Here is an 11750-nt window from a genome sequence, read left to right on the forward strand (position 1 = left end):
GTAAAATTCGCATCTTTAAGTGCCATTTCAGCACCGGCAATAGCATAATGCGTGAAGCGATCCATTTTGCGCGCTTCTTTTTTCTCGATATATTCTTCAACGTCAAAGCCTTTTACTTCGGCTGCAATCTTAACCGGAAAATCATCCGGGTTCAAACGAGTAAGTGGAGCTACACCGTTTTCACCTTTTTTGGCCTTGGCCCATGACGTTTCTGCATCGTTACCAAGGGGCGTGACTGCTCCAATTCCAGTAACAACGACTCTTTTTTTCTCCATTTTCTCATCTCCTTATAATCGGGGTCATGAAAAAACAACTTCTGCCTCCAGGAGTTATTTTCAGAAAAACTATTGCTTCAACAATAAAAATAAAATAGAGCTAAAACCTTATAGTAAATAGATTTACTATAGTCATAAAAGTGCGGTTTGAGACGAAGCAAATACCAAACCGCTATCATTATACCATAAAAAAAGAAAGGATGCGCCTACTTCTGAACGAAATCGTTTCTCATCAAGTTGCACATCCTCTAATTGTTATTTGCCCCAGCGAATCACAAGAGCTCCCCATGTAAGACCGCCGCCAAAACCGACAAGCAGTAAGTTATCACCATCATGAACACGGCCTTCTTGAACCGCATCTACAAGTGCAAGTGCAATCGAAGAAGCTGATGTATTGCCATATTTATGAACAGTTTTCATCATTTTTTCTTCCGGCAAATCTAAGCGTTCACGTGATGCTTCCATGATGCGAATGTTCGCTTGGTGAGGAATCAGTAAGTCAAGTTCTTCTTTTTTAAGTCCTGCTTTTTCTAATACCTCAAGTGAAGCATCGCCCATTTTACGGACAGCAAAACGAAAAACTTCACGACCATTCATGTAAAGCTTATCGTTTTCTTCTTTTAAATTGAGGTATTTGCCACCGGAACCATCTGATCCGAGGACAAACGAAAGCAAACCTTTATCCTCTGAAACTGGTCCAAGGACAACTGCTCCAGCACCGTCGCCGAATAGCACAGCAGTACTTCTATCATCCCAGTCAGTGATTTTTGACAACTTATCTGCCCCAACGACTACAACATGTTTATAAGCACCTGTTTGAATAAACTGAGCACCTGTAACAACACCGTAGGTAAATCCTGAGCATGCCGCTTCAAGATCCATGGCCGCTGCTTTTTTTTGCACCAAGTTTATCTTGAATAATATTTCCAACAGAAGGAAAGTTCGCCTCCTGTGTAACGGTTGCTACAATAATTAAATCAATATCTTCTGGAGTAAGTCCTGCATTTTCAATTGCTGCTTTCGCCGCTTCATACGCCATATCATGTGTGTATTCATCATCGCGAGCGATTCGTCTTTCTTCTATTCCAGTACGCGTTCTGATCCATTCATCAGAAGTTTCCATCATTTTTTCTAAATCAAAATTTGTTAAAACTCTTTCGGGAACATATTTTCCTACGCCTAGTACTCCTGCGTTCATTTTTCGATTCCTCCATATTTGAGTGAATTTAAAAAGCTGTTTTTAAGACCTGGTACTAATTTTAACAGAACCCCTCCTCTTTGGCAACCATTCTTTCTTATCCAATAAAAAAAGAGCGGTATACAGCCGCCCTTTTTTCAAATCAATCATTCGGATTGTTGTCAGAGAATCCAGTAGCTTTCGACCAACCGACAATATTGCCATCTTTATCTTTAAAGCGATACCAGTATTCATTCTTCACATCTGCACGGCGGTCAATTTCAAGTTTTTGTCCGCTAAAATCCTGCATGCTACCTGTTACACGTTTTTCATCTTCCACTGGATAGCGATAGATTTTTTGATCTGATTCAATGATATATTTCTTTAATTTAAACTCAATTTCGTTTTTAGTTGTATAAAAAATGGAGATAGTTTTTTGCGATACCCAACCTAGACGTTTGTCGTTTTCATAGACTTCATACCAAATGCCGCCATTTTTCGTTGTCGCTTTCTTTCCAACTCGCAAAAGCTTGTCTTTAAGCGATGCTGCAGAAGCTAACTTTTGCGCATTTTCTACACCGCTCGGAGCTGTCCAAACTGCATAATCTTTCGGCTCTTCAATTGTGCCGTATGCCAAAAGATTTTCTTCTTTCGCAATATGATCATATACATCATCATAAGCCGTTAAGCCATACATCTCGATAGTTTGTATGAGGACGGCTGCATAATTGGGATCTGTTGCATATCCTGCTTCTTGAATAGCGAGGGCAGCTTTTTTGTAATCTGTTTCACCTACGACTGCTTGATACAGGCTTGGATTAGCACTCGTTCCATTTATGAAAAGCAACGTGTGGTCTTCCATGGAAGCTTCTCGATCAGGGTAAGAGCGAAATGCCGCATCAATGCGATATTCTTTGTCACCGTCATATTCTTTTGTCGACATCGTGATTGAAGACCCATTGTAGGAGCCTTTGATACCAAATAAGTTGTTAGCCTGAGCTGCGAGACCGCTGTTGCCCCAGTTTGACTCCACAATAGCTTGGGCAAGCGAAACACTGCTCAAAACTTTATATTTTCGTTGTAACTCCTGCGCTTTTTTTTGCAATATCTTGAATGAATTGCTGCTCAGAAAGTGTCATACTCTGTAAAGAAGCATTAATTGTGGTTTGATCCGCCGCTTGAACTTGCGTTGCTGCAAAAGGAGCACTAATTCCTGCTGCGGTCACAAAAGCTACTAGTGTTAGTTTCAGTTTTTTCATCCTTGACTCTGCACATCCTATTCTAATAGTCTTGTCATTGTATACGATTAATATCGTGCAAGATTTATTCTAACAAACTTAGATGAAAAATAAATGAGGAAAAGATAACATTTATATTTCAAATCCGCGTCAAACCCGCATAACTGTTACTTTTTCAACAACAGGCCACTTCTTTTATTGCGTCACGCGAACTGGTATCTTGAACAAATATATGTTAGAATGAGGGGTGAAAGATACGAAACGAGGTGTTTTCTGTGCGTTATATCGTAACAGTATTCTGGGTATTCTTGCTTTCAATGATGGCTGAATTTGTTCTTTCATCCATGCTTTCTGTACCATTCAGCATGACGACAGGACTTGTGTTAACCGTTGGGATTTCATTTTTTGTACTTATTATCCCAGTACTTATGCCTAAAGACAGCGAAATTTATGACATGAAATAAAAGAAGCGCTCCACATGGAACGCTTCTTTTATTTTTTTATTTATCGAGATAATATTTATTCGTTGGTTTAAGATCATCATCCAGTTCGTAAACTAGCGGTACACCAGTTGGAATTTCAAGCTCCATAATGGCATCATCGCTAATCCCTTCAAGGAACTTCACGAGTGCACGCAAACTATTTCCGTGAGCAGCAATAATCACTCGCTTGCCGGATTTAATTTCCGGTGCAATCGTATCCATCCAATACGGGATTACACGTTCGAGCGTTACTTTCAAATTTTCGCCAGATGGAATTGCATGTGTATCAAGCAGTTGATAACGACGATCATTTTTTGCTTGTTCGTTCATCATTTTCCTCAAGTAATGGAGGTAGCGTATCATAGCTACGGCGCCAAAGCTGTACTTGGTCTGCTCCGTATTTATCTGCCGTCTCTTGTTTATTTAACCCTTGAAGTGCGCCGTAATGCCGCTCATTTAGCCGCCACGATTTATGTACCGGCACCCAAAGCTGTTCTGATCCTTCAAGCGCATAATTAAGTGTTTTGATGGCACGTGTTAGTACTGAAGTGAACGCTACATCAAATTCGAGCCCTGCTTCCTTAATGCGTTTTCCAGCCGTTTTTGCTTCCTCGACCCCTTGTTCCGACAAATCAACATCATGCCAGCCGGTAAACAAGTTCAGTTTGTTCCATTCACTTTGGCCATGACGAATTAACACTAGTTTCATAATTCCTCATCCTTCCTGAGATATTCACCTATAAAAATTTCCCTCTTTCACTAAAAATAAACCTAAAAGAGCATCTCCTCTGAAAAAAAGGAGACGCCCTTCACCGCATTATTTTGTTTTAAATTGAAATGTTCCATCTAACAAATCGATTTCCACTGAAGAATGCGGCATCACATTGCCCGATACGATTTCACGTGCAAGCGGGGTTTCAACATGACGTACAAGGTAGCGTTTAAGCGGACGAGCACCGTAAATTGGATCATAAGCTTGTTCCGCAATAAAACTTTTCGCTTCATTAGAAATCGAAATATGAATTTCCTGCGATTCCAAACGCTGTTGAAGTTCTTCGACAAGCTTTTCAACAATCCCTTTCACATTTTCAAGTGTAAGCGGTTTGAATAAAATGATATCATCCACCCTATTCAGAAATTCAGGTTTAAATGAAGCTTGAAGAGTTTGCATTACATCTTGTTCAAGCTCCTCTGAAATTTCTCCGTTTTCCGTCCGTTCTAATAAAAGTGTTGAACCAATATTACTTGTCATAATAATTACCGTATTTTTAAAGTCGACCAGCCGTCCTTGTGAATCTGTAATTCGACCATCATCCAAGACTTGAAGTAAGATATTAAATACATCCGGATGGGCCTTTTCGATTTCGTCAAGCAGCACAATTGAATACGGATTGCGCCGCACAGCTTCTGTCAGTTGCCCACCTTCTTCATAACCAACATAGCCAGGAGGAGCTCCAACGAGCCGCGATACCGAGTGTTTCTCCATATATTCCGACATGTCAATTCGAATCATATGGTCTTCCGAGTCAAACATGTTGTATGCAAGTGCTTTTGCAAGTTCCGTTTTCCCTACTCCAGTAGGTCCAAGGAAAATAAAGGAACCAATCGGACGTTTTGGATCTTTAATCCCTGCGCGTGCACGAAGCACTGCATCACTTACAAGATCAACTGCTGTATCCTGACCCACAACTTTTTCATGAAGAGCATCGCTTAACTTCAAGAGTTTTTCGCGTTCACCCTCCACAAGTTTCGTAACGGGAATTCCAGTCCAGCGTCCAATAATCTCGGCGATTTCATTTTCCGTAACTTCTTCTTGCAATAATCGATCTTCATTTTGTGTTTTTTCACGGTTTTGCTCTTCGAGTTCAGCCAGTTCCTTCTCAGCTGCAGGAATCTTGCCGTGGCGCAGTTCAGCAGCTTTTGTAAGATCATAATTATTTTCAGCTTCTTCTAATTCATGGCGCATGGCATCAATCTGTTCGCGCATTTCCCTGATTTTGCTGATTTCGCCCTTTTCGCTTTCCCACTTCGACTTCATTTTATTAGCTTCTTCTTTATAATCAGCCAGTTCACGTTGTAGCATTTCAAGGCGGCGTTCGCTCGCTGGATCTTTTTCTTCTTTTAATGCCGCTTCTTCGATTTCAAGCTGCATCACTTTACGTGTCACTTCATCAAGCTCACTCGGCATTGAGTCAATCTCAACGCGGATCGTCGCACAAGCTTCATCAATTAGATCAATCGCCTTGTCCGGTAAAAACCGATCGGTAATATAGCGATTTGAAAGCGTTGCTGCCGCTACAAGTGCATTGTCATGAATATTTACGCCATGGTGAATTTCAAAACGTTCTTTTAAGCCTCGTAAAATAGAAACTGTATCTTCTACAGTTGGTTCTGGTACAAGTACTTTTTGGAAACGACGTTCAAGCGCAGCATCTTTTTCGATATATTGGCGATATTCGTCCAAAGTCGTTGCGCCGATACAGTGCAGTTCGCCGCGCGCAAGCATTGGTTTTAGCATGTTTCCTGCATCCATTGCTCCCTCTGTTTTTCCAGCACCGACGATCGTATGGATTTCATCAATAAATAGTAAAATCTGTCCGTCAGATTCTTTCACTTCTTGAAGAACTGCTTTAAGTCGCTCTTCAAATTCACCGCGATATTTTGCCCCTGCAATCAGTGAGCCAAGATCAAGCGAAATAATCGTTTTGTCTTTTAATCCTTCTGGAACATCTTTTCGGACAATCCGCTGCGCAAGTCCTTCAACGATCGCTGTCTTACCAACGCCGGGTTCACCAATTAAAACCGGATTATTTTTTGTTTTGCGTGATAAAATCCGGATTACATTACGGATTTCTGTGTCCCGCCCAATGACCGGATCAATTTTGCCGCTCCTTACTTCCGCCACGAGATCTCGGCCGTATTTTGATAATGCTTCGTAGTTTTCTTCTGCGTTTTGACTTGTCACACGTTTTCCTCCTCTAATCTTAAGAACTGCGTCTAAGATGTCTTTTTTTGTTTTTTTCCTTGTGCCATAATACTTTGTGTAACTGCATTTTCACGTTGCTCCATTACAGCTAAAAGCAAATGTTCGGTTGAAATAAATTCATCCTCTAATTCTTTTTCTTCGGTTTCAGCACGAATCATCAACTGATAGAGTTCATTTGTCATTGATTCTCCGTATTTTACATTTGTTCCCATGACCGCAGGAATTTTTTCAAGAGCGGCCTCAATGTTTGGTTTAACTAAATTTATATCGACTTCTGCTACCTCATAAACCCGTTTCGCAAAGTCGCTTTCTTGTAAAAGTACTTGAAAAACATGCAGGACATCTATCGCCTGATGTTCTAAACTGACAGCAAGTTTTTGCGCTTCTCCGATCGTTTCTTGTACTTGCTGCGTAAACTTTTGCATCTCCATTTGGCGGCCTCCTTTAGTAAAAAATAATTTGACCTTTTTTGACCTTTAAATTTATTATAGTAAATTATGCTGCTTTTGTCTAATTTTCTTTACCCTTTTTCTAAAAAAAATCACCGAGGAAAAAATTCCCCAGTGATTCGCTTAATCGCGTCCGCCCGTAAATAACTGCAGCAGATATAAAAACAAGTTGAGAAAATCGAGGTAAAGGCTGAGCGCAAGCATCGGCACATCATCGAGAGTTACATCGCGTTTCATAATCTGGTTGAAATCAAACAAAATATAAAGCGAGAATACGAGCGTACCAAATCCTGCTATAATGGTTGTCATCGCACCCAGCGGAACAAATAAGCTGAAGAGTGCAAATAGTACCAAGATGATCAGTGCGGCAAACAGAGCCTTGCCTAAAAAGTGCAGATCTGTTTTTATTTTTGCTCCAATAAAACCCAGTATTGTAAATGTAGCAGAAGCCGTTACAAAAGCCATGAGAACTGCTAGCCCAGCTCCTTCACTGAAAAAATGCGTTAATATTGGACCTGTCATGAGCCCAGTTACGAAAGCAAAACTAAGCAGAAGCGGAATGCCCCATTTGCGGTTAGCAGTTTGACTGCGTCTTACAACAATAGCTGCGATTAAAAGCGCAAATTCTAGAATAACTAGTGGAATAAACCAGCTTGGGTCAAGTGAATTTCCAACAGCTGCTCCAATCGTTGCAACGAGCAGCGAAATCACGAACCAATTGAGCGTTTTCTGCATAATGACTTGCTTTGAAACAACTTCTTTCTTTACTCCAACATATCCTTGTTGTTTAATTTCATCCATCCTAATCTCTCCTTCATTCTCTTTCTTTTCATCAGTATAACAAAAAATCCATTTTTCCCCTATCCGACTTGAGACTTGTTTTAAATGAAAAACAGCCTTCCGCTTTTGAAAGACTGTTTTTCTTCTTGGATTAACGGTACAACATGTAGTCGCCAACATCCGTAAAACCGATTTTATGATAAATTTTTCCAGCAATCGGATTATCATAGAATAGGCACGGTGTTTTTCCTTCTGCTAGCAAATCGCAGCACAGCCGCTTCATAATGGTACTGGCAAATCCTCGACCACGGTATTCTTCAAGCGTCGCCACACCGACAATCATTGCTGAAAATGAATTTTCTGCCGTTGATTCAGCTACAGAAACGATTTTTCCGTCTTGTTCAATGTAATAAATTCGTTTCGATCCTTGATCAAGCTGTGTGGTAATCAGCTCCTCATTTTCAATACGATTGCCAAACTCTTTGATGTGCTGTCTCAATTCTACAATTTCAGCAACATCTTCTTGTTTCGCCGAACGAATGATCACTTCTCGATTCGCATTAATCATACTGGCATTTTCGCATTTGATAAAATACGATTTGTGACATTTTTCACTTAGAGAAGGAATATAAGCTTCAAGTGGAACTGTTGCGCGCGGAATTCCACTGATTGCATAGTTTTCATGAGTTTGAATAATTTCGGCAAAACCGGCTGCATCGAATTCGTCCGTAAGCGAATACGGCAGGAAGTTTCTTTCAAAACGAAGCAGACACGCTCTAAGTCTTCCATCCGCATCATAATCGCCCCAAATATCGATAATTTCATTATCATAACCGAAATTCTCGATGTCACCTAAAATAAATAGATTTAACAGCGCTTCTTTTTTCAGCAATTCATCAAGCTCTGTTTCATTCGATGCTGTCAGTTTTTTAATCAAGTGGTCCACTCCTATCCAAAATAGCTAGCCTCAAAATTGTTTCTATTTTAGTTGATCTTGGTGGATTAGTCAACACGAAAAATCAGAGATGCGAAATTTTGCACTCGCACCTCTGATTTTATTCCCATTCGTAATGTATTTCACCAATTTTGAGCATCAAACTCAAAGCGTTAAATTTCTCATTTCCAGTATGAAGTTTTTCTTCATCTTGATATTTGATAGGGGCTTTCGAAATCTCTTCACGTGACTGTTTAAAGTAGTCTGGTTCAAGTTGAAGCTTTTCGGTTACCACATTTATGTAGCGACTCAGTTTCTTTTCATTTTTTATTTTTCCAGACGTTATCGCCTGCATTGTATTTTGTGAAATTCCCGTTACCTTTGCAAAAGTTCTTTTTGTATATCCGTTTATCGACATATAGATTGTCATATTCTCTGCCATTCTTTGCAGTTCATTCAGCGTTTCCATTTTCCATGACCTCCTCGCTGACTTATTGTATAACGTTATTATGCCCGAGAAAAATGAGAAACAGATTAAAGTCATATAGTATTATGCTAAAAAATAAGAAACCGCTTTCAAATTTACGCCAAAAAAGAGCCCAAGGGCTCTTTTTTAGCGATCTGCTTGATAGGCCGATAAAACTTCTGCTTGTAAAACTTCAAGAAACTCGGGATCGGCATTTGGCATTTTAGGTCGATGATAGCTTGCTCCAACTTCATCTGTCACCACTTTACATTCATAATCATTGTCATAAAGCACTTCAAGATGCTCAGCTACAAAGCCAACTGGCGTATAAATGAAATGCAGATAGCCGTGTTCCTTGGAAAGATCACGCGTTAAATCTTGCACATCTGGGCCAAGCCAAGGTTCTCCTGTTTTCCCTTCACTTTGCCAGCCTAGCGCATAATGCGGCACAATGATTTTTTCAGCAATTAACTGTGCTGTTTCTGCAAGCTGATCAGGATACGGATCGCCAAACTGTTTAATTTTCTCAGGGAGACTATGTGCCGAAACAACCAGCACAGTTTTTTCTAGTTCGTCAGCTGGAATTTCAGCAGCAGTTTGATTAATTCGATCTGCCCACATCTGGATGAATTTTGGATTTTTGTACCATTCATTGATTGTTGTAATTTTTGGACCGCCGATTTTAGCACTTTCATCAAGAGCCCGCTTATTATAAGACTCCACGCTGAAACTTGAATAATGCGGCGCAAGGACAATTGAGATGGCCTCTTCAATTCCGTCTTTTTTCATGGCTTGAACCGCATCTTCAATAAACGGTTCGATGTGTTTCAATCCAATATACGTTTTAAATTCAACTTCCGACTGAGCTTGATTCAAAACCCGTTCGAGTCCATAAGCTTGTTCTTCTGTAATTTTAGCCAGTGGAGAAAGTCCTCCGATTGCATGATAACGTCCGCGTAAGTCATCAATCATTTCCTGCGTAGGTTTTCTTCCGTGACGTATATCGGTATAATAACGTTCAATATCTTCATCTTTGTACGGCGTTCCATATGCCATAACAAGAAGCCCAACCTTTTTCATTTGTTACATTCCTTCTTTCAGTAAAATTTCGCTTGTCGTGTGCACATGTTGCGTCAGCTTTTTCAGCATTTCCGGCTCTACCTCTGGAAAAACACCATGACCAAGATTGAATACAAATCCAGGTTGTTTCGTAGCGGATTTTAAGATGCTTGTCGCCTGCTCGATACACTTCTCTTTCGCGAGCAGCAAACTTGGATCAAGATTTCCTTGGAGTGCCTTTCCGGCACCGACTAGTTCCCTTGCATTCTCAATCGTAATGCGCCAGTCAATTCCGATGGCATCCACTTTCAAGTCTCGAAACTCAACGAGCAGATGACTCGAAGCCACCGCTTGCATGATCACAGGCACATCCGGATGGGACATTTTGATGTTATTCACAATTTTACGCATCACAGGTTTTATGTATTCTGCATAATCAGCACGGCTTAGGGAGCCTACCCAAGAATCAAAAATTTGGACTGCCGCTGCGCCGGCTTCAATTTGTGCATTTAGATAATCTGCCGTCATTTTGCCAAGTTTATCCATCAAGAGATACCAAGTTGCAGGGTCCCGGTACATCATCGCTTTGGTTTTATGGTAATTTTTAGAGGGACCGCCTTCTATCATATAACTAGCAAGTGTAAAAGGGGCACCGCCAAACCCGATCAATGGAACGCTTAACTGCTCTTCTGTCAGAAGCTTGATCGTCTCAAGGACGTAAGGAACATCTCGCTTCGGCGACAGCTCGGAGAGTTTTTCGACATTCTGTAAAGTCTGAATTGGATTTTTTATGATTGGACCTACGCTGCTTTTGATTTCAACATCCACCCCTAAACCAACCAGTGGAGTCATAATGTCTTTATACAAAATTGCCGCATCTACGCCGTAATTTTCAACGGGAAGCCTTGTAACATAAGCGCAAAGCTCGGGATTGTGTGTAATGTCAAACAGCGAATATTTTTCCTTTAGTTTGCGATACTCCGGTTGAGATCTTCCAGCTTGGCGCATATACCAAACGGGAATGCGCGAAACCGGCTCGCTTTTTACCGCTTTCAAAAATAAATCATTCGAAATTTTGTTCATTCAAGTACCTCTCCTTCATGCTTGCTAAGTACTTCACAGTTTAAGCATACTAAAAATACATAGTAAAACCAAACAAGTTGCTTTCGGAAGCGTTTAGAAATCGATAATCGTGGGAAATGAGTTGCTGTAAAGCATTTTTCTACTATTATACAAAGAAAGCTGGTCTAATTATGAAATATATTTACGTAACATCGGGAACTGAACACTATTTGCGTCAAATCTTAGCTGAGAATCCAACTGAACAGATTATGCTGCTTCAAAACTACAGCAATGTTGTTTTGCTGCACGAGTCTGCTGAACCAAGTGTATTTAAGGAAGAAAATACTTTTCGTATGCTGCAATCAAAGGGAAAAATCAAAGGATTCGGTTTTGTCACATTTGAATATGTGATGGTGCGTGATGAAGAAGTGCCGGTTTTTTTAGAGCTCTATCATAAAATGGTGAAACCGCTTGAGGAAACGCCCGGATTGCAATGCTTCCAACTGGGTGAGTCGACAAAACGGAGTCAGTTTTTGATTCTCACTTTTTGGGATTCAGAAAAATATTATCAGGCTTTTAAAACCACGCCATATCATGCAAAAGTGATTGAAATGATGGAAAGCAATAATACGCAAATTGGTTTTTCGCATATCGATACCTATCACTTTCCTGAATTCGCTCATGATGCAAAATAGGGACGTAAAAAAACCGATCTGCCCGCAGGGCAGATCGGTTTTTTTACGTCTATTGATACATTTTTTTAACGCGAAACGGAATATACAAGAATGAAAAAACTACGACAAACGCAAGATTCACACCAAGAATGACTAAACCACCGATTG

General features: G+C 40.4%; 9 protein-coding genes and 4 pseudogenes. 2 read left to right on the plus strand and 11 right to left on the minus strand.

Going from position 1 to position 11750, the window contains the following annotated elements; translation table 11 throughout:
* The 3 genes and pseudogenes from MFLO_RS13540 to MFLO_RS13550 all read right to left on the minus strand — a co-directional run.
* A partial coding sequence (locus tag MFLO_RS13540) for a beta-ketoacyl synthase N-terminal-like domain-containing protein (protein WP_036098555.1) occupies positions 1-275 on the minus strand: 275 nt, incomplete at its 3' end.
* 255 nt (positions 276-530) lie between these two features.
* Positions 531-1473 (minus strand): annotated as a pseudogene (locus tag MFLO_RS13545) (beta-ketoacyl-ACP synthase III).
* Between the two features lie 142 nt (positions 1474-1615).
* Positions 1616-2711 (minus strand): annotated as a pseudogene (locus MFLO_RS13550) (glucosaminidase domain-containing protein).
* 254 nt (positions 2712-2965) lie between these two features.
* On the opposite strand from MFLO_RS13550, the gene MFLO_RS13555 reads away from it, so the two are divergent.
* Entirely contained in the window at positions 2966-3154 is a 189-nt protein-coding gene (locus MFLO_RS13555) for a YjzD family protein (RefSeq protein ID WP_036098556.1), read from the plus strand.
* Positions 3155-3190: 36 nt separating this feature from the next.
* Here MFLO_RS13555 and gpmA read toward each other — a convergent pair.
* From gpmA to hemE, 7 genes and pseudogenes are all read right to left on the minus strand, one after another.
* A pseudogene (gene gpmA / locus MFLO_RS13560) lies at positions 3191-3881 on the minus strand (2,3-diphosphoglycerate-dependent phosphoglycerate mutase).
* A 108-nt stretch (positions 3882-3989) separates the two neighbouring features.
* Positions 3990-6589, minus strand: a pseudogene (gene clpB / locus MFLO_RS14890) (ATP-dependent chaperone ClpB).
* Positions 6590-6730: 141 nt separating this feature from the next.
* Positions 6731-7408, minus strand: coding sequence for a Bax inhibitor-1/YccA family protein (locus MFLO_RS13575; RefSeq protein ID WP_036098559.1), 678 nt, complete (start codon positions 7406-7408; stop codon positions 6731-6733).
* Between the two features lie 130 nt (positions 7409-7538).
* Positions 7539-8324, minus strand: coding sequence for a GNAT family N-acetyltransferase (locus tag MFLO_RS13580; protein WP_036098560.1), 786 nt, complete (start codon positions 8322-8324; stop codon positions 7539-7541).
* A gap of 118 nt (positions 8325-8442) precedes the next feature.
* Positions 8443-8790 (minus strand): hypothetical protein, encoded by a 348-nt coding sequence (locus tag MFLO_RS13585; RefSeq protein ID WP_036098562.1) that lies wholly within the window; start codon positions 8788-8790, stop codon positions 8443-8445.
* Positions 8791-8934: 144 nt separating this feature from the next.
* Positions 8935-9867 (minus strand): ferrochelatase, encoded by a 933-nt coding sequence (gene hemH / locus MFLO_RS13590; protein ID WP_036098563.1) that lies wholly within the window; start codon positions 9865-9867, stop codon positions 8935-8937.
* A gap of 3 nt (positions 9868-9870) precedes the next feature.
* Positions 9871-10929, minus strand: coding sequence for a uroporphyrinogen decarboxylase (hemE, locus tag MFLO_RS13595; RefSeq protein ID WP_036098564.1), 1059 nt, complete (start codon positions 10927-10929; stop codon positions 9871-9873).
* Between the two features lie 170 nt (positions 10930-11099).
* Here hemE and MFLO_RS13600 point away from each other — a divergent pair, with 170 nt between their 5' ends.
* On the plus strand, positions 11100-11603 hold the full coding sequence (locus MFLO_RS13600) for an antibiotic biosynthesis monooxygenase family protein (protein ID WP_036098565.1): 504 nt from the start codon (positions 11100-11102) through the stop codon (positions 11601-11603).
* A 49-nt stretch (positions 11604-11652) separates the two neighbouring features.
* Here the strand turns inward: MFLO_RS13600 and MFLO_RS16655 are convergent.
* Positions 11653-11750, minus strand: a 98-nt coding sequence (locus tag MFLO_RS16655) for a hypothetical protein (RefSeq protein ID WP_241433675.1), incomplete at its 5' end; no start/stop codon positions are given.

Origin of the sequence: Listeria floridensis FSL S10-1187 (assembly GCF_000525875.1) — a bacterium.
GTDB lineage: Bacteria > Bacillota > Bacilli > Lactobacillales > Listeriaceae > Listeria > Listeria floridensis.

Bases quoted from the DNA above. Each gene is read 5' to 3' on its own strand.
- MFLO_RS13585 (WP_036098562.1), bottom strand. From the start codon at position 8,790: ATGGAAACGCTGAATGAACTGCAAAGAATGGCAGAGAATATGACAATC.
- hemH (WP_036098563.1), bottom strand. From the start codon at position 9,867: ATGAAAAAGGTTGGGCTTCTTGTTATGGCATATGGAACGCCGTACAAA.
- MFLO_RS13600 (WP_036098565.1), top strand. From the start codon at position 11,100: ATGAAATATATTTACGTAACATCGGGAACTGAACACTATTTGCGTCAA.
- MFLO_RS13575 (WP_036098559.1), bottom strand. From the start codon at position 7,408: ATGGATGAAATTAAACAACAAGGATATGTTGGAGTAAAGAAAGAAGTT.
- hemE (WP_036098564.1), bottom strand. From the start codon at position 10,929: ATGAACAAAATTTCGAATGATTTATTTTTGAAAGCGGTAAAAAGCGAG.